The 20,352-nt window shown below is 69.8% G+C and carries 19 protein-coding genes; 11 read left to right on the top strand and 8 right to left on the bottom strand.

The annotated features are described in order from the left end of the window. The first annotated feature begins 32 nt into the window (after nt 1–32). Nucleotides 33–674, top strand: coding sequence for a nucleoside/nucleotide kinase family protein (locus OG858_RS11395; protein ID WP_328544939.1), 642 nt, complete (start codon nt 33–35; stop codon nt 672–674). 394 nt (nt 675–1,068) lie between these two features. Next, nucleotides 1,069–1,497, top strand: coding sequence for a CBS domain-containing protein (locus OG858_RS11390; protein WP_086752240.1), 429 nt, complete (start codon nt 1,069–1,071; stop codon nt 1,495–1,497). A 66-nt stretch (nt 1,498–1,563) separates the two neighbouring features. Here OG858_RS11390 and OG858_RS11385 read toward each other — a convergent pair whose 3' ends face one another. Beyond that, nucleotides 1,564–2,691, bottom strand: coding sequence for a magnesium and cobalt transport protein CorA (locus OG858_RS11385; protein WP_328544940.1), 1,128 nt, complete (start codon nt 2,689–2,691; stop codon nt 1,564–1,566). Nucleotides 2,692–2,946: 255 nt separating this feature from the next. Between OG858_RS11385 and OG858_RS11380 the strand changes: the two genes are divergently transcribed. Continuing rightward, a complete protein-coding gene (locus OG858_RS11380) occupies nt 2,947–3,744 on the top strand; it encodes a methyltransferase domain-containing protein (RefSeq protein WP_086752238.1) in 798 nt (265 codons plus the stop codon). A gap of 37 nt (nt 3,745–3,781) precedes the next feature. After that, nucleotides 3,782–4,210 (top strand): VOC family protein, encoded by a 429-nt coding sequence (locus tag OG858_RS11375; protein ID WP_086752244.1) that lies wholly within the window; start codon nt 3,782–3,784, stop codon nt 4,208–4,210. Between the two features lie 133 nt (nt 4,211–4,343). Here OG858_RS11375 and OG858_RS11370 read toward each other — a convergent pair whose 3' ends face one another. Next, entirely contained in the window at nt 4,344–4,898 is a 555-nt protein-coding gene (locus OG858_RS11370; RefSeq protein ID WP_086752236.1) for a methylated-DNA--[protein]-cysteine S-methyltransferase, read from the bottom strand. A gap of 83 nt (nt 4,899–4,981) precedes the next feature. Further along, nucleotides 4,982–5,854, bottom strand: a complete 873-nt coding sequence (locus tag OG858_RS11365; RefSeq protein ID WP_086752234.1) for a glycerophosphodiester phosphodiesterase — start codon at nt 5,852–5,854, stop codon at nt 4,982–4,984. A 280-nt stretch (nt 5,855–6,134) separates the two neighbouring features. On the opposite strand from OG858_RS11365, the gene OG858_RS11360 reads away from it, so the two are divergent. From OG858_RS11360 to OG858_RS11335, 6 genes are all read left to right on the top strand, one after another. Beyond that, nucleotides 6,135–7,004: an MHYT domain-containing protein gene (locus OG858_RS11360; RefSeq protein ID WP_319065967.1), complete on the top strand. Its 870-nt coding sequence runs from the start codon at nt 6,135–6,137 to the stop codon at nt 7,002–7,004. A 40-nt stretch (nt 7,005–7,044) separates the two neighbouring features. Next, nucleotides 7,045–9,174, top strand: a complete 2,130-nt coding sequence (gene uvrB, locus OG858_RS11355) for an excinuclease ABC subunit UvrB (protein WP_086748732.1) — start codon at nt 7,045–7,047, stop codon at nt 9,172–9,174. 170 nt (nt 9,175–9,344) lie between these two features. Next, the gene (locus tag OG858_RS11350) at nt 9,345–9,923 is read left to right on the top strand and encodes a TerD family protein (protein WP_086748731.1); all 579 of its coding nucleotides are present in this window, start codon (nt 9,345–9,347) and stop codon (nt 9,921–9,923) included. 47 nt (nt 9,924–9,970) lie between these two features. Continuing rightward, a complete protein-coding gene (locus tag OG858_RS11345) occupies nt 9,971–12,034 on the top strand; it encodes a TerD family protein (protein ID WP_328544941.1) in 2,064 nt (687 codons plus the stop codon). A gap of 279 nt (nt 12,035–12,313) precedes the next feature. Then, complete coding sequence (locus OG858_RS11340; RefSeq protein ID WP_086748729.1) at nt 12,314–13,342, top strand: TerC/Alx family metal homeostasis membrane protein; 1,029 nt, start codon at nt 12,314–12,316, stop codon at nt 13,340–13,342. 109 nt (nt 13,343–13,451) lie between these two features. Next, nucleotides 13,452–14,552: a calcium:proton antiporter gene (locus OG858_RS11335; protein WP_086748728.1), complete on the top strand. Its 1,101-nt coding sequence runs from the start codon at nt 13,452–13,454 to the stop codon at nt 14,550–14,552. Between the two features lie 55 nt (nt 14,553–14,607). Here the strand turns inward: OG858_RS11335 and OG858_RS11330 are convergent, their stop codons facing one another. Further along, complete coding sequence (locus OG858_RS11330; protein ID WP_328544942.1) at nt 14,608–15,882, bottom strand: MFS transporter; 1,275 nt, start codon at nt 15,880–15,882, stop codon at nt 14,608–14,610. Nucleotides 15,883–16,006: 124 nt separating this feature from the next. Beyond that, entirely contained in the window at nt 16,007–17,053 is a 1,047-nt protein-coding gene (locus OG858_RS11325) for a S66 family peptidase (protein ID WP_086746214.1), read from the bottom strand. Nucleotides 17,054–17,152: 99 nt separating this feature from the next. On the opposite strand from OG858_RS11325, the gene aroQ reads away from it, so the two are divergent. Beyond that, a complete protein-coding gene (aroQ, locus tag OG858_RS11320; protein ID WP_086746215.1) occupies nt 17,153–17,626 on the top strand; it encodes a type II 3-dehydroquinate dehydratase in 474 nt (157 codons plus the stop codon). A 114-nt stretch (nt 17,627–17,740) separates the two neighbouring features. Here the strand turns inward: aroQ and OG858_RS11315 are convergent, their stop codons facing one another. From OG858_RS11315 to OG858_RS11305, 3 genes are read right to left on the bottom strand one after another with little or no spacing between them, the layout of a single operon-like run. After that, nucleotides 17,741–18,523, bottom strand: coding sequence for an amino acid ABC transporter ATP-binding protein (locus tag OG858_RS11315; RefSeq protein WP_179200741.1), 783 nt, complete (start codon nt 18,521–18,523; stop codon nt 17,741–17,743). Continuing rightward, nucleotides 18,520–19,437, bottom strand: coding sequence for an amino acid ABC transporter permease (locus OG858_RS11310; RefSeq protein WP_086746216.1), 918 nt, complete (start codon nt 19,435–19,437; stop codon nt 18,520–18,522). Before OG858_RS11310 ends, OG858_RS11315 begins: the two co-directional genes overlap by 4 nt. Beyond that, a complete protein-coding gene (locus OG858_RS11305) occupies nt 19,434–20,333 on the bottom strand; it encodes an ABC transporter substrate-binding protein (RefSeq protein ID WP_319261058.1) in 900 nt (299 codons plus the stop codon). Before OG858_RS11305 ends, OG858_RS11310 begins: the two co-directional genes overlap by 4 nt. Nucleotides 20,334–20,352: the final 19 nt, after the last annotated feature.

Raw genomic sequence — 20,352 nt, 5'->3', positions numbered from 1 at the left:
CGGCTCGGACGAGGTCGGCAGCGCACGGCATCATGGACCGTGTGCGATTCGAAGCGATCACTTGGGAACGGCTCGGCGACCTCCTCGCCGACCGCCTCCTCGACCTGAAGCCGGACGACGGCTCGCCCTGGCCGCGCATCGCCTTCGACGGCGCGCCGGCCGCCCGCCCCGGAGACCTCGCCGCCCGGGTGTCGGAGGCACTGCGCATACGTGGCCGGCCCTCGTTCGTCGTGGGCACCGAGGGATTCCTCCGGCCCGCGTCGCTCCGGTTCGAGTACGGCCACGAGGACGTGGAGGCGTACTACGACGGCTGGTTCGACACCGCGGCCCTGTGGCGCGAGGTCTTCGGCCCGCTCGACCCCGGTGGCACGGGCCTGGTCCTGCCCGACCTCTGGGACCCCACCACCGACCGCGCGACCCGCAGCCCCTACGTCCGACTCCCGCCCGGCACGATCCTGTTGACGCACGGCCCCCTCCTCCTCAAGCACTGGTTCCCCTTCGACCTGACCGTCCATGTCCTCCTCTCCCGGGGCGCCCTGCGTCGCCGCACCCTCGAGCGCGAGCACTGGACCCTCCCCGCCTTCGAGCGCTATGAGACCGAGACCGACCCGGCTGCCACCGCCGATGTCCTGGTGCGCGCCGACGACCCACGACACCCGGCCTGGAACGGCTGACGGGCTGAGCAGGGCGTCGCCATGCTCGGCCCGGCGGCGCTCCCCAGAGGTCCGTGGTCCGGATCGAACGTGAGGCCGACGCCGTCCTCGTCACCCCGACCAACTCGTACCCCTCGTCGAGATACTCCCGACGAGCCCAAACGCCTCCCGTACGAGCCTGCGCACAATCGCCTCGGCAACGCCTTCTCCGGAGAAGGGCAACGAAGTCCGCGTGATCATCCGGGTCGCCCCGTAGCGGGTTGTCCACTCGCCGCCTCGGTCACCCCCGGGTCCGGCGTGGGGCGGGGTGTGTCCTTCCGAGTGCGCTTCACCCCGGTCGCGGCAAGAATGTAGGGCGCCGGGACTAGCGGTGCGTCCTGCGCCGCGCCGGCCGTCCGGCACCGGGAGGTACTACATGACCACCGCCGGAGACATCATGCACCGCGGAGCCCAGTGGATCCCCGCCCACGAGACCCTGGACCGCGCCGCGCAGCTGATGCGCCAGCTGAACGTCGGAGCACTCCCCATCAGCGACCAGAACGAACGGCTCTGCGGCATCCTCACCGACCGCGACATCGTCGTCGGCTGTGTCGCCCTGGGGCACGACCCGTCGACGATCACGGCGGGCGAGATGGCCAAGGGCACACCGCGCTGGATCGACGCGAACGCCGATATCGGCGAGGTGCTGGACGAGATGAAGGGGCACCAGATCCGTCGGCTCCCGGTGATCGAGAACAAGCGTCTCGTCGGCATGATCAGCGAGGCCGATCTGGCCCATCATCTGTCGGACGACCAGATCGCCGCCTGGGTCGAGAGCGTCTACGCGAAGAGCGCGACGGGCTGACCCCGCCGACCACCTTCCCGTTCCCCGCTCAGCCCCCTCCCCGCTTCACCTCTCCCCGCTCGGGAGTCACAGCCACCCGTTGCGTTTGAAGCCCCGATAGAGGGTGGCGCAGCCGGTGGCTATGACTCCCAGGACCAGCGGGTAGCCGAACTTCCAGTGCAGCTCGGGCATGTGCTCGAAGTTCATGCCGTAGACCCCGCACACCATGGTCGGCACGGCGATCAGCGCCGCCCACGCCGTGATCCTCCGCATGTCCTCGTTCTGCGCGACGCTGACCTGCGCCAGGTGCGCCTGCAGGATCGAGTTCAGCAGTTCGTCGAAGGCGGCGATCTGCTCGGTGGCCCGCAGCAAGTGGTCGGAGACGTCCCGGAAGTAGGCCTGTATCTCCGGGTCGACCACCCGGATCGGTCGTGAGGTCAGTTCCAGGAGCGGGCGGGCGAGCGGGGCCACCGCCCGCTTCAGTTCGAGCAGTTCGCGCTTGAGCTGGTAGATGCGCCCCGGATCGACGCGTGCGCCGTTCGCGGCGAACACATCGGTCTCGACCTGGTCGATGTCCGTCTGGACCGAGTCCGTGACGCTCAGATAGTCGTCGACCACGTGGTCCGCGAGCGCGTGCAGCACCGCGGCCGGTCCCTTGGACAACTGCTCCGGGTTCGACTCCAGTTCCTCGCGCAACGGGCCGAGTGAGCCGTGCCGCCCGTGCCGAACGGTGATCACGAAGTCGGCGCCGACGAAGACCATGATCTCGCCGGTGTGCACCACCTCGCTGGTCGCGGTCAGTTCTGTGTGCTCGACGTAGCAGACCGTCTTGAACACCGCGAACAGGGTGTCGCCGTAGCGCTCCAGCTTCGGGCGCTGATGGGCCTCGACCGCGTCCTCGACCGCCAGCGGGTGCAGGTCGAAGAGCTCGGCGATGCCGGCGAACTCCCGCTGCGTGGGCTCGTGCAGCCCCAGCCAGACGAAGCCGTGGTCGTGCCTGCGGACCTGCTTGACGGCCTCGACGACATCACGGCCGCCGGGGGAGCGGATGCCCTTGTGGTACGTCACGCAGTTCACCACCGAGGTGCCCAGCGGGGAGCGGGCCGGATGGCTGAGGTCGACGCGGGGGCGCCGTCGGGCCAGCCGTGCCATCCTGCGGAGGCCGCCGACCTTGTCGAGGCCGGCGACCTTCCGCAGATTCCCTGCCATGGACATCTGGGTCTCCTTGCGTGGATCTCCTCGCACCGCACTTCGTGCCTTGTCGCGCCAGTTTGACAGGGTCGAACGAGTGCCGGGTAAGGCTGTGGGAACGGAATGTTCCGCTTCACTTGTAGACGTCCCGGTCGATTTAACCGTTCCGGATCCAGCCGTTCGGATCGGCCGTCCCGATCAGGTCACCGCCGGAGCGACCTCGCGGACTGCTGGAGCGTCGCTATTAGTGATAAGTCGGCTAAATGGGATGATCTCGGCATGATGCGAACCGACGGGTATCTCCTCGACCACCGGCAGGCCGAGACGGGCCAGGGCCCCGACGCCTTCGCCACGCTCTTCGACCCCACGACGTTCCGGCACATGGAGGGCTTCGGCCTGGGTTCCGGCTGGCGCTGCTGGGAGGTCGGCCCGGGCGGCACGTCCGTGGTCTCCTGGCTGGCCAAGAAGGTCGGACCGACCGGCAGGGTCATGGCGACCGACACCGACATCTCGTGGGCCGTCCCCTCGGTCACCCGCCCCCCGGTCGAGGCCCTCGTCCACCACGTGGGCGTCGACCAGCCGCCGGGGGACGGTTTCGACCTCGTCCACGCCCGGCTCGCCCTGGCCCATGCGCCGGACCCCGAGAGGGCACTGCTGTCGATGACCAAGGCTCTGCGTCCCGGCGGACGGCTCCTGATCGAGGACGCCGACCTCGCTCTCCAGCCTCTGGCCTGCCTCGAGGGATCCGGCCCCGAGCACCAGCTGGCCAACCGGCTCCGCGAGGCCGTCCGCGCACTGCTCGCCGAACGCGGAATCGACCCCGCGCACGGCCGCCGACTCCCGCGCCTGCTGCGCGCGGCGGGACTGCGCGGTGTGGAGGCCGACGCGTACTTCCCCGTCGCCTCACCGGCCTGTGCCGCCCTGGAGGCGGCGACCATCGACCGGCTCCGCGAAGCGCTCGTCACGACGAACGTCGCCACGGAAGAGGAGATCGACCGTCATCTGGCCAACGTGACCTCCGGCGCGACGGACATCGCCGCCCCGCCACTGATCTCGGCGTGGGGACGGAAGGCGTAGCTTGCGCGTGGTCGCGCAGAACGCCAGCCTGAGGTCCATGAAGGACAACACGACACGCCTCGACCACGTCGTCCTCTGGGTACAGGAGCCGATCGCCGCAGCCGACTTCTACGAGAAGGCCGTCGGCCTGGAGCCCGTGAGGGTCGCCGAGTACGCGGCGGGGCGAGCCCCGTTCCCCTCCGTGCGCCTCAATGACGAGACCCTCCTCGACCTCATGCCGCTCGCCGTGGCCGGGACCATGAGAATGGTGCCCGGCGCCGCCGACAGTGCGGGCCACCCGGTCAACCACGTCTGCCTCGCCCTGCCCGCTGACGCCTTCGACGAACTGCGCATCCGTCTGGAGGAACGGTCGGTCCCCGTCTCGGACTTCTCGTACGACTCCTTCGGCGCACGTGGAGCGGCCCGGCGCAGCTTCTACTTCCGGGACCCGGACGGCAACGTGCTCGAGGCTCGGCACTACGACTAGGCGTGGGCGGTTTCCGGTCGGCCTCCGTGTGCCGGAACGACGACCGATGACCGATTCGCACCACAACACTCGCCGTCGATGCTGCCCGTGCAAAGGGCCACGCACGGGCACGCAAAGTCCACCCATGGCCGCCTCAGAACAGGGGCTCCGGAAGCACCCCTTCCAGTGCCAGCAGCTTCCGCTTGGTCTCCAGGCCGCCGCCGAACCCCCCGATGCCGCCGTCGCTCTCGACCACCCGGTGGCACGGCACCACCACGGGCAGTGGATTCGACCCCATCGCGACCCCCACCGCCTGGGCCGCGCCCGGCTGCCCCACGCGCCGCGCCAGGTCGCCGTAGCCCACGACGGAGCCGTAGGGGACGCCGGACGCCAGCTCGCGCAGTACCTGACGGTTGAACCCGGAGATCAGCGACCAGTCCAGCGGCAGCTCGAAGTCGTGCCGCTCGCCGGCGAAGTACGCCGCGACCTGACGTATCGCCTCGGCCAGCCGAGGCGCGCCGGGGGCTTCCACGGGGGTGGTGCCGAGGCGGGAGGCGAGCCGGTCGAGTGTCCGGTCGCGCACCTCGTCCGTGACGTGGAACACGATGTTCACCAGGCCGTCGTCCGTCGCGGCCAGCAGCAGTGGACCGATGTCCGTGCCGACGACGGCCCACACGACCTGCCGCTCGTCCTGAGCATGGCTGTTCATGGGACCACGGTACGGGCCGCCACTGACAACGACGGTGACGTGCGCTCCGCCCCGCGACACACGCCACCTGTCTCGGACCGCCCTCAGCCCTGCGTGGCCTCTCTGACCACGTCCGGCTTGTTGGTGATGATGCCGTTCACGCCGTAGTCCGCCACCCGGCGCGCGTTGGCCGCGTCGTTCACGGTCCAGGTGAGCATCTCCAACGGTTTCCCGTGCGGACCCTTCAGCGCGTGGATCGTGGCGACATAGGACGCGGAGATGGTCGTGTACGAGGAGTTGATCTGATCGCTGAACGTCGCGTACTCGGGCAGGTCGGCGATGTCCGGGGTGCCGAGGACGGCGGTTTTCACCGCCGGGCGCAGCTCGTGGACCCGTCGGACGGTGTCGGCGCCGAAGCTCTGGATCACCAGGTCCTCGAGGCGTGCAGGGCCGAGCCAGCCCTCGTTGTCGAGCACCTTCAGGGTCTCCTGCTCGATGCCCGGATAGAGCTGGGGGTTCTTGATCTCCAGGACGAGCTTCTGGTGATTGCGTGACACACGCCTCATGTACTGCTCCAACGTCGGCACGCGCGCGCCCGCGTAGTCGTCGCCGAACCAGCTGCCCGCGTCCAGGCGCGAGATCTCCGCGGCGGTGAAGTCCGCCACGTTCCAGGGCGCGCGCTCCGGATAGAGCTCCTCGACGTTGGTCGTCCGCGTCAGCGTTGCGTCATGGAGGACGACGAGTCTGCCGTCCCTGGTGCGCTGGACGTCGTTCTCAACCCACTCGAAGCCCATCTCGTCGGCCTTGTCGACGGCGGCCAAGGTGTTCTCGGGCGCGTAGGCGGAAGCTCCGCGGTGTGCGACGACCAGCGGATTGTCGGCGTCGGCGGCTGCCGCACGGGCGGCGGAAGTGGGGAGCAGGAGCACGGTGGCCCCCAAGAGCGCTGTGGTCGCGGCGGCAACTGCGCGCACGTGCATGCGTACTCCTCGCGTCGGTCGATCACGGTCAGCTCAAGAGTGACAGCAGAGGGTCAACAGCAGAGGGGCGCAGGATGGCCATGAAATGAATGCAGTTGCCCAAGTCCGCTCACGGGCACCGCACAAGTGAGGCAAGGGCGTGTTTCTTTGCCGGAAAATCGTTCGACCATTCCGGTGGGGGTCATACTCTCTGCGACAACCCTGACCGTTGTGGCGGTCCCGGGGCTGGGGGCATCGCAGGGAATCCAGGGACGCGACAGGGCGGGAAAGGCAGCCGCGAATGCAGGGCACGGTCGACGGCTTCAGCTACGGACTCGTCACACCGGTGGTGGCCTATCTCATGGCCTGCCTCGGTGGTGCGCTCGGCCTGCGCTGCACCACCAGATCGATGCTCGTCGACGGCCGCTGGCGGATCGGCTGGCTCGCGCTGGGCTCGGCGGCCATCGGCTCCGGCATCTGGACGATGCACTTCGTGGCGATGATGGGGTTCAAGGTCCTGCACACCCCGGTCCAGTACGACCCCCTGACCACCTTCGCGAGCCTCGCCGTCGCGATCGTCATGGTCGGTATCGGCATCTTCATGGTCGCGTCCAAGGGGGCGACCGGGGCCGCGCTCTTCACCGGCGGCACCATCACCGGCCTGGGCATAGCCTCCATGCACTACCTGGGCATGGCCGGGCTGCGCCTCAACGGCACGCTCGAATACAACACCCTCACCGTGGCCGCGTCGGTCGTCATCGCCGTGGTGGCCGCGATCGCCGCCCTGTGGGCCGCCGGACAGGTCCGCGGCTTCCTGTGGAGTGTCGGCGCCAGCCTCGTCATGGGGATCGCCGTCAGCGGCATGCACTACACGGGCATGGCGGCCCTCAGCGTGCATCTGCACAGCGCCGCCGCCCCCGCCCCGGCCGACGGCTCCTCCTCCGCCGGTCTGCTCGCCCCGCTGATCATCGGCCCGCTGGTCTTCCTGCTCCTCGCGGGCGTCGTCGTGATGTTCGACCCGTTCATGATCATGGGCAGGTTCCACGGGAACCCGGTCGAACGGCGGCCCGGCATCCCCGCGCAGGCCACCGCGCACACCTGCCGGCACCCGGAGTCCCGCACCGGTCAGGAGCACCGCGAGCGGAGTTACCGCACCCCGCAGAACCGCTGATCGGAGCCCGTTGTCAGTGCGGGGTCGTACGGTGGATTCCATGCGGCCCGTTTCCAAGATCGAACGCACGGTGGCGCCCCTCGAGGTCGTCAGCCCCTTCCAGCCGAGCGGTGACCAGCCCACGGCCATCGCTGAGCTCGCCCAGCGCATCGGAGCAGGTGAGAAGGACGTCGTCCTGCTCGGCGCGACCGGCACCGGCAAGTCCGCCACCACCGCGTGGATGATCGAGAAGCTCCAGCGCCCCACCCTGGTGATGGCGCCGAACAAGACGCTGGCCGCCCAGCTGGCCAATGAGTTCCGCGAGCTGCTGCCGAACAACGCGGTCGAATACTTCGTCTCGTACTACGACTACTACCAGCCAGAGGCCTACGTCCCGCAGTCCGACACCTACATCGAGAAGGACTCCTCGATCAACGAGGAGGTCGAGCGTCTGCGCCACTCCGCGACCAACTCGCTGCTCACCCGCCGGGACGTGGTCGTGGTCGCCTCGGTCTCCTGCATCTACGGCCTCGGTACGCCACAGGAGTACGTGGACCGGATGGTCCCGCTCCGGGTCGGGGAGGAGTTCGACCGGGACGAGCTGCTGCGCCGCTTCGTGGACATCCAGTACACACGCAACGATCTGGCGTTCACCCGCGGCACCTTCCGCGTCCGCGGCGACACCATCGAGATCTTCCCCGTGTACGAGGAGCTCGCCGTCCGCATCGAGATGTTCGGCGACGAGATCGAGGCCCTCTCCACCCTCCACCCCCTCACCGGCGAGATCATCAGCGACGACCAGCAGTTGTACGTCTTCCCCGCCTCCCACTACGTCGCCGGCCCCGAGCGCCTGGAGCGCGCCGCCAACGACATCGAGAAGGAGCTGGGGGAGCGCCTGTCGGAGCTGGAGAAGCAGGGCAAGCTCCTGGAGGCCCAGCGGCTGCGCATGCGCACGACGTACGACCTGGAGATGCTCCGCCAGATCGGCTCCTGCTCCGGCGTGGAGAACTACTCGATGCACTTCGACGGCCGCGAGCCCGGATCCCCGCCGAACACCCTGCTGGACTACTTCCCGGACGACTTCCTCCTCGTCATCGACGAGTCGCACGTCACCGTGCCCCAGATCGGCGCGATGTACGAGGGCGACGCCTCCCGCAAGCGCACCCTCGTCGACCACGGCTTCCGGCTGCCCTCTGCCCTCGACAACCGCCCCCTGAAGTGGGAGGAGTTCCAAAAGCGCGTCGGTCAGACGGTCTACCTCTCGGCGACCCCCGGTCAGTACGAGCTGTCCCGCTCCGACGGCCACGTCGAGCAGATCATCCGCCCCACCGGCCTCATCGACCCCGAGGTCGTCGTCAAGCCGACCGAGGGCCAGATCGACGACCTGGTGCACGAGATCCGCAAGCGCACGGAGAAGGACGAGCGGATCCTCGTCACCACCCTCACCAAGAAGATGGCCGAGGACCTCACCGACTACTTCCTGGAACTCGGCATCCAGGTTCGCTACCTCCACAGCGACGTCGACACCCTGCGCCGCGTCGAACTGCTGCGCGAGCTGCGAGCCGGTGAGTACGACGTCCTGGTCGGCATCAACCTTCTCCGGGAGGGCCTCGACCTCCCCGAGGTCTCGCTGGTGGCGATCCTCGACGCCGACAAGGAGGGCTTCCTGCGCTCCGGGACCTCACTGATCCAGACGATCGGTCGCGCGGCGCGCAATGTGTCGGGTCAGGTCCACATGTACGCCGACAGGATCACCCCGGCGATGGAGAAAGCCATCGACGAGACCAATCGCCGCCGGGAGAAGCAGGTCGCGTACAACACGGCGAACGGCATCGACCCCCAGCCACTGCGCAAGAAGATCAACGACATCGTCGCGCGGATCGCCCGCGAGGACGTCGACACCGAGCAACTGCTCGGCACGGGTTACCGCCAGGGGAAGGAAGGCAAGGGCGCCAAGGCCCCCGTCCCCTCTCTCGGCGGCAAGGCGGCCAAGTCCGCCAAGGGCAGGGCCAAGGGGACCGCCCCGACCGACCGCCCCGCGGCCGACCTCGCCCAGCAGATCGAGGAGATGACGGAGCGCATGCGCGCGGCCGCCGGCGACCTGCAGTTCGAGATCGCCGCCCGGCTGCGGGACGAGGTCTCCGAAATGAAGAAGGAACTGCGGCAGATGAGGGAGGCGGGCCTGGCCTGACGGCACGGCGGGCGCCGGGGGAGAGGGGAGCCCTTCGCGTGGGCGCGCTGTGTTGCAAGACCGACACAAAGTGCGACACAGGCTGCGGCAATGTCAGTGCTGCTGCGTAAGGTGCTGCACATCCGTGGATTCCACGGAAACAGGGGTCAGTTCGAGAGGGGAATCAGCGCGTGACCGTCAACATGACCAAGGGTCAGGCCATCAGTCTGCAGAAGAACGACGGAGGCAGCCTGACCGCGGTACGCATGGGTCTCGGCTGGCAGGCTGCCCCCAGGCGCGGCCTGTTCGGATCCCGCACCCGTGAGATCGACCTCGACGCCTCCGCCGTGCTGTTCGCGGACAAGCAGCCGGTCGACGTCGTCTTCTTCCGTCACCTGGTGAGCGACGACGGCTCGGTCCGCCACACCGGCGACAACCTGGTCGGCGGCGTGGGCCAGGGTGGCGACGACGAGGCGATCCTCGTCGACCTGGCCCGGATCCCGGTCCACATCGACCAGATCGTCTTTACCGTGAACTCCTTCACGGGCCAGACCTTCCAGGAAGTGCAGAACGCGTTCTGCCGTCTGGTCGACGAGACCAACGGAGAAGAGCTCGCGCGTTACACCCTCGCGGGCGGCGGCCAGTACACGGCCCAGATCATGGCCAAGGTCCACCGCGCGGGCACGGGCTGGCAGATGACCGCCATCGGTACGCCCGCCAACGGGCGCACCTTCCAGGACCTGATGCCGGCGATCCTGCCGGTCCTGTAGGCAAGCACGACGCAGCACGCAGCAAGCGACACAGGGGGACGAAGTCGATGACGGCCGAGCTGGTCCGGGGGCAGAACCATCCGCTGCCCGAGGTCCGACTGGAGATCCGCGTCTCGGCCGGCACGCCGATCGTGGCCGGGGCGACCCTCGGCGACGAGCACGGCCACGTGCTCGGCGTGGAGTGGGTCGCCCACCCGGGTGCGCCCACCCTGCCGGGCGTCGAGGTTCCCCAACAGGCGGCGGCCGACCACCGTCTCGCCGTGGACCTCGACGCCCTGACGCCGTCCGTGCACCGGGTGACCGTGCTGCTCGCCCTGCCGTCGGGCAGCGGCGGCCCGGCGCGGTTCGGCGCCGTCGCCGCCCCCTTCGTCGCGGTCACCGGCCTCGACGGCTCCGAGGTCGCCAGCTACACCATCACCGACCTCGAGGCGGAGTCGGCCGTCATCGCCCTCGAGCTGTACCGCAGGCAGGGCGCCTGGAAGGTCCGCGCGGTCGGCCAGGGGTACGCGGGCGGCCTCGCCGAGCTGCTCACCGACCAGGGCCTGCCCCAGGCGCACCAGCTCGCCGGCAGTATCCACGAGGCCGTGGCCCATGGCCTCGCCCGGTCGGTGGCCGCGCCCCCGCCCCGCCTCCCGGACGCGGACCGCCGCCGCCAGACGGCCGCCCCGGCGCAGGGCCCCGACCAGACCCACGGCGGCACGACACCCCAGGGCCTGCCCGGGAACACCTCGCCGCAACAGGGACACCAACCCGCCTCCCCGTACGGCACCACACCTCCCTACGGCTCCCCTCGCGACGCCACCCTGCCCGACCACGCCTCGGCGCAACACGGTGGCCCTGCCCCGGCCGATCCGGCCGCCGGCACCCAGCCCGCCGCGTCCACCGCCGGCGGCCCCGTCAACTACAGCCACCCCGGCCGTCAGACCACCGCGCCACCACCGCCCCCGCCGACCGCGCCACCGGCCCAGCCGGGTCAGCCCGCGCGGCCGGTCGCCGGCGACGCGACGGGCTGGTCCATGGAGGAGCGGCTCTACAACCAGGTGTGGGGCATGTTCGAGGACCTCGCCCGCACCACCGCCGCCTACCGCAGCGCCGTCGACTTCGCCGAGTCGCGCATGGAACAGGAGCTGGACAAGGTCCTGTCCGACCCGCGCAGCCGCATCAGCGGTCAGGGCGACGCCGCGCGCGAGGCCGCCCGAGCCAAGCACGCCCAGCTCGTGGACCAGGCCAGGGTCGCCCTCGACCGCGACCTCGCACAGCTCAGGGCCGAGGCCGATGTCGTCGAGCCCGCGCTGCCCCCGGCCTTCGCGAGCTGGGACAACCCGGTCTGGCACGGCTACCGGGTGCCGATGGAGATCCCGATGGCCCTGCGCCTGGGCGACCTCCATCTGCCGGAGAGCGAGGACGTGAGCATCCCGATGCTGGTCCGGCTGCCGCTGGAGCGCGGGCTGTGGATCGACAGCGGCCGCTCCGGCTCCCGCGACTCGCTCGCCGACTCCGACGAGCTGCGCCGCCGTGCGCTGGACACGGCAGTGGCGCTCGCCGCGCGTCTGCTCGCGGTCTACCCGCCGGGCGAGTTCACCGTGCACGTCGTCGACGCGGCCGGGGCGGGCTCGTCGGCGCTGGCGCCCCTGGTGGGGGCCGGTGTGCTCGCCGGACCGCCCGCCGCCGGAGCCGCAGGCGTCTCCGACATCCTCGGGCGGCTCACCCAGCGCGTCGACCTCGTGCAGATGGCGGTGCGCGGCGGTGCGGCCGACGCGCTGCCCCCGGGGTTCGACCCGGCCGAGCAGCTGCTGATCGTCAATGACTTCCCGCACGGCTTCGACGATCGCGCCGTCACCCAGCTCCGCTATCTCGCGGACGAGGGCCCGGCGGTCGGCGTCCACCTGATGATGGTCGCCGACCGGCAGGAAGCCGCCGCCTACGGGCCGTTGCTCGACCCGCTGTGGCGTTCGCTGATGCGACTGACGCCCACCCCCGACGACCACCTCGCCGACCCCTGGGTCGGGCACGCGTGGACGTACGAGCCGTCGAGCATCCCGCCCGGCAGCCGGGTCATGCATGACGTGCTCGCCCGCGTCGCGGACGCCCGCCGCTCCTGGAACCGGTGAGGACCATCCCGTACCAAGCCCTCGTAAAGCCGCTTGACCTGCCGTTTTGATCCTTTCTTTGCCTAGCCCTTTACCTACTCTTGGTGATTGGGTACTCTTTTGGTGCGGAGGGGAGTACTCCCTACTTGCTGCGGCGTACCCGTCAATACGGATCAATCCTGATCCCGGGGCGTCGGCCCGGCGGCACCAGGCGTTGTGGAACGCCTTGGAGGACCGGGTGGAAGAGACCTCCGGTAGCGACGACGCTGCTATTTGCCGTTACGTACTGCCGGAGGCGCAGTGGATGTTTCCACGACCCTATGGGTCTTGACAGTTGTGGGCCTTGCCGCCCTCATCGCGGTCGACTTCTTCATCGGCCGCAAGCCACATGACGTGTCCATCAAGGAAGCCGGAATCTGGACGGTCGTCTGGATCGCCCTGGCCGCCCTCTTCGGACTCGGGCTGCTCGTCTTCGGCGGCGGCCAGCCGGCCGGAGAGTTCTTCGCGGGCTTCATCACCGAGAAGTCCCTGAGCGTCGACAACCTCTTCGTCTTCGTCCTGATCATGGCGAAGTTCTCGGTGCCCTCGCAGTACCAGCAGCGGGTGCTGCTGGTCGGTGTGCTGATAGCCCTGGTGCTCCGCGCGATATTCATCGCCGCGGGCGCGGCGATCCTCGCCAGCTTCGCCTGGGTCTTCTACATCTTCGGCGCGTTCCTGATCTACACCGCCTGGAAGCTGATCCAGGAGGCCAGGGCCGATGAGGCGGAGGAGGAGTACGAGGAGAACAAGCTCCTCAAGGCAGTGGAGAAGCGCTTCGGTGTCGCCGACCGATACCACGGCACCAAGCTGTGGATCGAGGAGAACGGCAAGCGCGTCATGACGCCGATGCTGGTCGTGATGCTCGCCATCGGCACCACGGACGTCCTCTTCGCGCTGGACTCGATCCCGGCGATCTTCGGCCTGACCCAGGACCCGTACATCGTGTTCACGGCCAACGCGTTCGCGCTCATGGGTCTGCGACAGCTGTACTTCCTGATCGGCGGCCTGCTGAGGAAGCTGGTCCACCTGTCGTACGGTCTGTCGGTCATCCTCGGCTTCATCGGCGTGAAGCTGGTGCTGCACGCCCTGCACGAGTCCGGCGTCCACGTACCGGAGATCTCCATCCCGGTCTCGCTCGGCGTGATCTGCGCGGTCCTGATCGTCACCACGATCACCAGCCTCATCGCTTCCAAGAAGCAGGCGCAGGCAGATGCCGAGGCGGCGCACGCAGATGCCGAGGCAGTGCAGGAGAAGGCCGACGGCACCGAGAAGGACAGCGTCGAGGCCTGACGGAGGCCGACAGCGCACAGCAATCACTGATGGGGCCCCGCACGAGGCAGACGCAGATCCACGGCGTCCACCGAGTGCGGGGCCCTTTCACGTCTGAAAGGATCACCGCATGCTCGCTCGGCTCCGGTCGCTCACGACACGATGGACCGATGTCGTCCCGGTGGCCGCGGTCGTCCTGCTCGCTCTCACCTGGGGACGTGATCTGCCCGCAGCGGCCGTCGCCCTGGTGACGCTGGTGCTCGCGGGAGCCGTACTGGCCGCCGTCCACCACGCCGAGGTCGTGGCGCACCGGGTCGGTGAACCGTTCGGCTCCCTCGTCCTCGCCGTCGCCGTCACGATCATCGAGGTCGCCCTGATCGTCACCCTGATGCTCGACGGCGGCGACAAGAGCGCGACGCTCGCCCGCGACACCGTCTTCGCCGCCGTGATGATCACCTGCAACGGCATCCTCGGCATCTGTCTGCTCGTCGGCTCACTGCGCCACGGAATCGCGGTGTTCAACCCCGAGGGCACCGGCGCCGCCCTCGCCACGGTCGCGACGCTGGCCACGCTCAGCCTGGTGCTTCCCACCTTCACCACCAGCAAGCCGGGCCCGGAGTTCTCCACGGCACAACTCACCTTCGCCGCACTGTCCTCACTGGCTCTGTACGGCCTGTTCGTGGCGACGCAGACCGTGCGCCACAGGGACTACTTCCTGCCCATCACCCGGCTGGGCGAGGTGATCACCGAGGACGACCACGCCGAGGCTCCGTCGGCCCGCACCGCCCGGACGAGCCTCGGAATGCTCGGCCTGGCGCTCGTCGGCGTGGTCGGCCTCGCCAAGGGTGTCTCACCGACCATCGAGTCCGGTGTCGACGCTGCGGGACTGCCGCACGCCGTCGTCGGTGTGATCATCGCCCTGCTCGTGCTGCTGCCCGAGACGATCGCCGCTCTGCGCGCCGCCCGCCGCGACCGGGTCCAGACCAGCCTCAACCTCGCCCTCGGCTCCGCCATGGCCAGCATCGGCCTCACCATCCCGGCCGTCGCCCTGGCCTCCGTCTGGCTCTCCGGACCACTCGTCCTCGGCCTCGGTGCCACTCACATGGTGCTGCTCGCCCTGACCGTCGTGGTGGCCTCGCTGACCGTGGTCCCGGGACGCGCGACACCACTGCAGGGCGGGGTCCATCTGGTGCTGTTCGCGGCGTATCTGGAGCTGGCGGTGAACCCGTAGCGGCGGTGTCGGTGCATGCGTGCCGCCGGTGTCGGCGCGTACGTGGCACGGGTGTTCACCCCGCAGCGGCCTCCGCCTCCGCCGTCGCCAGGGGCACCGGCCGGGTCTCCGGCAGCAGCGCGAAGCAGCCCAGGCTCAGCAGGGCGATCCCGGTCAGATACGCGCCCACGCCCCAGGGCACCCGTCCGCCCTGGGCCACGGCGGTGGCCACGATCGGAGTCAGGGCGCCGCCCACCACCCCGCCGAGGTTGTAGCCGACAGCGGCGCCGGTGCAGCGCACCCGCGGCTCGTACAACTCCGGCAGGTACGCGGCGATGACGGCGAACATCGTGACGAACGCGAGCATCGCCACGAGGAAGCCGAAGAAGATCAGCAGGGGTTCACCGGTCGCCAGCAGGGCGACCATCGGGAACATCCACAACACGGTGACGGAACAACCGATCAGGCACATCGGGCGCCGCCCGTACCGGTCGCCGAGCACCGCCGCCACCGGTGTCAGAGCGCCCTTCACCACCACGGCGCCCATGATGCAGGTCAGCATGACCGTACGGCTGACTCCGAGCCGGTCGGTTCCGTACGCGAGGGACCAGGTCGTCACCGAGTAGAACACCGCGTACCCGATCGCGAGCGCCCCCGCCGTCAGCAGGACGAGCCGCCAGTGGCCGCGCACCACCTCGGCGAACGGCACGCGCGCGGGCTCGTCGATCTGCAGGAACTGCGGGCTCTCCGTGAGCGACGACCGCAGCCACAGCCCTGCGACGGCCAGTACGCCCGCCGCCCAGAACGGCACCCGCCACCCCCAGGCGGCGAACTGGGACTCCGTCAGGCTCGCCGACAGCGCCAGCATCACCCCGTTGGCCAGCAGGAACCCGACCGCGGGCCCGACCTGGGGGAAGCTCGACCACAACCCGCGCCGATCGGCCGGTGCGTGCTCCGCCGTCAGCAGCACCGCGCCGCCCCATTCCCCGCCGAGCCCGAGCCCCTGCAGGAAGCGCAGCACCAGGAGGAGGAAAGGGGCGGCCGCACCGATCGAGTCGAACGTGGGGACGCAGCCGACGGCCACCGTCGCGCCTCCGGTCAGCAGCAGCGAGGCGACGAGGACCGGCCGCCGTCCGTGCCGGTCCCCGATGTGCCCGAACAGCACCGAGCCGAGCGGCCGCGCCACGAACCCGACCCCGAAGGTCGCGAAGGCCGCGAGGGTCCCGGCCAGGGGCGAGAACGTAGGGAAGAACAGCGGCCCCAGGACGAGAGCCGCCGCCGTCCCGTAGACGAAGAAGTCGTAGAACTCGATGGCCGTCCCGGCGAGCGAGGCGGACGCGAGTCGCAGCATGGAAGGCGGCTTCACGGTGTGTGCAGCTTGCATGCCGCTTCAACTACCCACGGTGACAGGTGGTTACGGGGGGCGTGCGAAGGCCCGTTCCAGGTCAATGAGGCTCAGGAGGCGTCAACGGGTCTCAGTAGGTCACCGAGATGCGCCGGGCGGGTCCGTCGATGAGGATCACGCCCCCGTAAGGGATGACGAGCTGGGGATCGGTGTGTCCGAGATCCACGTCGAAGACGATCGTGGTGTCGGGGGCGTACGTCCGCATGGCGCGCAGAACGGCCTCCCGCTGTCCGGCCGCGTAACGGGCCGCCTGCTCAGGGGTGTTGGGCCGTTCGAAGGACCAGGCCTTGGGACGGCCCATCAGGAGTGCTGGGAAGCGCTGGAGCAGGCCGCGTTCGCCCATGTTTCGCAGGGTGCGGAAGACCTCCTCTCCGCTGGGCAGTTCCTCCGAGGTCTCCAGGACGAGCACGCCGCCGTCGAGGACGGACGGGTCGCGCGGCACCTCGCGGTCGGCCATCAGCAGCCAGCCGAGGACCTCCAGGCAGCCGCCCCAACTCCGGCCCTCCACCACGCGGTCGGGGTTCACCCAGGTCCATCCGGCGCCGGGCACGGTCTCCGGCTCCGCGTCGAAGGCCGCCGGGTCGGCCCAGTCGCGATCGACGTCGTTGAAGCGCTCGGCGGGCCGCAGTTCGTACGGTCCCGAGGTGAACAAGGCGGCGCGCAGGGAGTCCGCGGTCAGCGGGTCCATGGCGCCGGACCTGCCCAGCGAGGTCATCACGGTCCCGCCGTGGTAGCCGACGATTCCTGTGTTGTACAGGAACGCCAACAGGTTGGAGTTGTCGCTCATGCCGAAGAACGGCTTGGGGTTCGCCCGCAGCAACTCACGGTCGAGGAACGGCAGCACGGTGATCTGGTCGTCGCCGCCGATCGACGTGAAGACCGCCTTGATGCCTGGGTCGGCGAAGGCCGCGTGGATGTCGTCGGCCCGCTCCTGCGGTGTCGTGCCCATCTTCCGGGTCGTCGGGTACTCGACCGGTTCGAGACCGTACTCCTCACGTAACCGCTGCAGGCCCAGTTCGTAGGGCCGTGGGAAGAGCTCGGGCAGGCCGGCGCCGGGAGAGAGGACGGCGACGCGGTCGCCGAAGGAGGGCTTGGGAGGGTACGAGGGCGTGGTCATGCGGGGAGGGTACGGACTCCTGCCTCATCGTTTCACCGTGATAAACCGGGGTTGAGCGGCGGCCCGTCGGGTCGCCCACCCGAACGGACCGGAGGAACCGTGCCCCGCAGCCTGGCCAACGCCCCGATCATGATTCTCAACGGCCCCAACCTGAACCTCCTGGGGCAGCGTCAGCCCGAGATCTACGGCTCCGACACGCTCGCCGACGTCGAGGCGATGTGCGCCAAGGCGGCGGCCGCGCACGGGGGCACGGTGGACTTCCGGCAGTCCAACCACGAGGGCGAACTCGTCGACTGGATCCATGAGGCACGGCTCGACCACAGCGGCATCGTCATCAACCCGGGCGCCTACTCGCACACCTCCGTGGCGATCCTCGACGCGCTCAACACCTGTGACGGGCTGCCCGTGCTGGAGGTCCACATCTCCAACATCCACAAGCGGGAGACGTTCCGGCACCACTCGTACGTCTCCCTGCGCGCCGACGGGGTCATCGCCGGCTGCGGGGTGCAGGGTTATGTGTTCGGCGTGGAGCGGGTGGCCGCGCTGGTGGGGGCGGGAAAGGCCGAGGCGTAGGGCGCCGTCGGCGGGGTGCGGAGGCGGGCGGCCCGGTCTCCCGGCGAACGAGGCGGTCATGCCTGGTCCCCGGGCGAACGAGGCGGTCATGCCCGATCCCCGGGCGAACGCCCCTTACAGACGGCCCGCTTCCACGATCCGTCGCAGGAACTGCCGCGTGCGTTCCTGCCGCGGGTCGCCGAAGACCTGCTCCGCGGTGCCGTGTTCCAGCACCACACCTCCGTCCAGAAAACACACCTGGTCGGCGACGTCGCGGGCGAAGCCCATCTCGTGCGTGGCCAGCACCATGGTCATGCCGTCGTCCTTCAGGTCACGGACGACGTTCAGGACCTCGCCCACCAGCTCCGGGTCGAGGGCCGCGGTGATCTCGTCGAGCAGCAGCAGCCGGGGGCGTACGGCCAGGGCGCGCACGATCGCCACGCGCTGCTGCTGACCGCCGCTGAGCCGGTCGGGGTACGCGCCCGCCTTCCCGTTCAGCCCGAGGCGGTCCAGGAGTTCATGGGCCCGTTCCTCGGCCTCCGCACGGCCCACGCCGTGCACCCGGCGCGGGGCGAGGGTGATGTTGTCCAGCACCGTCATGTGCGGGAACAGGTTGTACGACTGGAAGACCACGCCGATGCGGCGGCGTACCGCGTCCTGGTCGGCGCGCGGGTCGGTGATCTCCTCGCCGTCCAGCCAGATCGCCCCGTCGTCGATGTCCTCCAGGAGGTTGGCGCAGCGCAGCAGCGTCGACTTGCCGGACCCGGAGGCGCCGATCAGGGCGGTCACGGTGTGCGGGGCGACCGCCAGGTCGACGTCCCGCAGGACGACCGAGCCGCCGAAGGTCTTGCGCACGGACTCCATCCGCAGCACGGGGGAGCCCTCGGAGGCGTCCGAGGCCTCTCGGGTCTCGCTCATGTCGTACCTCCCTGCGCCCGCTGCCGGTCCATCCGGGCGGTCACCCAGTCGGTGAAGCGGGTCATCGGAATCGTCAGGGCGACGAAGACCAGTCCGGCGACGATGTACGGCGTGTAGTTGAGGCTGCGGCCCACGATGATGTCCGCGGCGCGTACGGCGTCGATGGCGCCGCCGATCGAGACCAGGCCGGTGTCCTTCTGCAGCGACACGAGGTCGTTGAGGAGGGGTGGCACCTGGCGGCGTACCGCCTGGGGGAGCACGACGTGCCGCAGCGCCTGCCGGTTGGTGAGGCCCAGCGAGCGGGCCGCCGCGCGCTGCGAGGGATGCACGGACTCGATGCCGGCGCGGAACACCTCGGCGACGTACGCCGAGTACGTGAGCGTCAGCGCGGTGCCGCCCAGGAGCACCGGGTCGACGCTCACGCCCTGGAGCCTGAGCGCGGGGACGCCCAGCACCACGATCATCAGGTTGATGATCAGCGGCAGCCCGCGGAAGAAGTCGGTGTAGGCGGCGGCCAGCGCCCGCAGCGGGAAGAACACCGGGCCGCGAAGGGTCCGCGCGACGGCGATGAGCATGCCGAGGACGAGCACGGCGACGCCGCAGATCAGCAGCAGCCGGACGTTGAGCCACAGTCCTTCGAGGACCTTGGGGAGCGCCTCGCGCGCGTACTCCGCGCTGAAGAACGTCTCCTTGGTGCGCGGCCAGCCCGGCGCGTTGACGACGACGAGATAGAGGACGACGCCCGTGACCAGGGTCGACAGGGCGGCGATGCCCGTGGCGCGGCGGGCCCGGGTGCGCTTGTAGTGCTCCCGGTCGAGCCGCCGCCGCGAGGGGACGTAGCCGTCGTCCGCGCCGGGCATGCCGTCGCCGTCGGCCGCGTCCCCCCGGCCTGGCTCCTGCTTCACGACCGTCACTTGAGGACCGGGGCGTCGACGGCGTCGGAGAGCCACTCCTGCTCGATCTTCGCCAGCGTGCCGTCCTCGCGCAGGGCGTCCACAGCGGTCGTCACGCAGGACGTGAGGGCGCTGCCCTTGTCGAGGACGAGCCCGAACTGCTCGGGCGTGCCGCCCTGGTTCTCGAACTGGCCGACGATCTTCGCGTCCGTCACCTCGGCCGAGGTGATGTAGAACGCGGTCGGCAGGTCGACCACGATCGCGTCGATCTGGCCGTTCTTCAGTGCGGACTTGGCCTGGTCGTTCTTGGCGTACGCGGCGGCGTCCTGGGTCGGCTTCACCACGTCGTCGATGTAGTCCAGGCTGGTGGTGCCGACCTGGGCGCCCAGGTGGAGCTTCCGGAGGTCGGCGATGTTCGTGGCCTTCGCGGCCGCGGAGCCCTTCAGCGCGACGACGGCCTGGCGCACGTCGTAGTAGCCCGACGAGAAGTCCACGGCCTTCTTGCGCTCGTCGCTGATCGACACCTGGTTGATGTCGAAGTCGAAGGTCTTCGCCCCCGGAGCGAACGCCTTGTTGAAGGGCACGCTCTGCCAGACGACGTCCGCCTCGGCGTAGCCGAGCTCCTTCGCGACGGCGTACGCGACCGCCGACTCGAAGCCCTCGCCGGTCTTCGGGTCGTCGCCCCTGAACCAGGGCTCGTACGCCGGTTCGTCGGTGGCGATCGTCAGCTTGCCGGAGGTCTGCGTGCTCAACTCGCCCTTGGCGCAGGACGCCCCGGACGCCGAGGCGGAGGCCGAGCCGGAGGTGCCCTCCTCCGGCTGCGGGGCGCAGCCCACCGCCATGGCGGCGAGCAGGGCGGCTATGGCGGCGGAGGCGGCACGGCGCGGGGAGCGCGGGGCTCGCAGGACAGGACGCATGGCGTGAGATTGACAGCGC

It is taken from the genome of Streptomyces europaeiscabiei (assembly GCF_036346855.1).
GTDB lineage: Bacteria > Actinomycetota > Actinomycetes > Streptomycetales > Streptomycetaceae > Streptomyces > Streptomyces europaeiscabiei.
Note: the sequence above shows the minus strand (reverse complement) of the source record. Positions and strands in the feature narration are given on the sequence as shown.

What these genes read in the sequence shown, in the direction of transcription:
- OG858_RS11370 (WP_086752236.1), bottom strand. Translation starts at nt 4,898, where the DNA reads ATGAACAGCCATGCTCAGGACGAGCGGCAGGTCGTGTGGGCCGTCGTC.
- OG858_RS11385 (WP_328544940.1), bottom strand. Translation starts at nt 2,691, where the DNA reads ATGTCCATGGCAGGGAATCTGCGGAAGGTCGCCGGCCTCGACAAGGTC.
- OG858_RS11380 (WP_086752238.1), top strand. Translation starts at nt 2,947, where the DNA reads ATGATGCGAACCGACGGGTATCTCCTCGACCACCGGCAGGCCGAGACG.
- OG858_RS11395 (WP_328544939.1), top strand. Translation starts at nt 33, where the DNA reads ATGGACCGTGTGCGATTCGAAGCGATCACTTGGGAACGGCTCGGCGAC.
- OG858_RS11360 (WP_319065967.1), top strand. Translation starts at nt 6,135, where the DNA reads ATGCAGGGCACGGTCGACGGCTTCAGCTACGGACTCGTCACACCGGTG.
- OG858_RS11375 (WP_086752244.1), top strand. Translation starts at nt 3,782, where the DNA reads ATGAAGGACAACACGACACGCCTCGACCACGTCGTCCTCTGGGTACAG.
- OG858_RS11365 (WP_086752234.1), bottom strand. Translation starts at nt 5,854, where the DNA reads ATGCACGTGCGCGCAGTTGCCGCCGCGACCACAGCGCTCTTGGGGGCC.
- OG858_RS11305 (WP_319261058.1), bottom strand. Translation starts at nt 20,333, where the DNA reads ATGCGTCCTGTCCTGCGAGCCCCGCGCTCCCCGCGCCGTGCCGCCTCC.
- OG858_RS11345 (WP_328544941.1), top strand. Translation starts at nt 9,971, where the DNA reads ATGACGGCCGAGCTGGTCCGGGGGCAGAACCATCCGCTGCCCGAGGTC.
- OG858_RS11315 (WP_179200741.1), bottom strand. Translation starts at nt 18,523, where the DNA reads ATGAGCGAGACCCGAGAGGCCTCGGACGCCTCCGAGGGCTCCCCCGTG.
- uvrB (WP_086748732.1), top strand. Translation starts at nt 7,045, where the DNA reads ATGCGGCCCGTTTCCAAGATCGAACGCACGGTGGCGCCCCTCGAGGTC.
- OG858_RS11325 (WP_086746214.1), bottom strand. Translation starts at nt 17,053, where the DNA reads ATGACCACGCCCTCGTACCCTCCCAAGCCCTCCTTCGGCGACCGCGTC.
- OG858_RS11330 (WP_328544942.1), bottom strand. Translation starts at nt 15,882, where the DNA reads ATGCTGCGACTCGCGTCCGCCTCGCTCGCCGGGACGGCCATCGAGTTC.
- OG858_RS11335 (WP_086748728.1), top strand. Translation starts at nt 13,452, where the DNA reads ATGCTCGCTCGGCTCCGGTCGCTCACGACACGATGGACCGATGTCGTC.
- OG858_RS11390 (WP_086752240.1), top strand. Translation starts at nt 1,069, where the DNA reads ATGACCACCGCCGGAGACATCATGCACCGCGGAGCCCAGTGGATCCCC.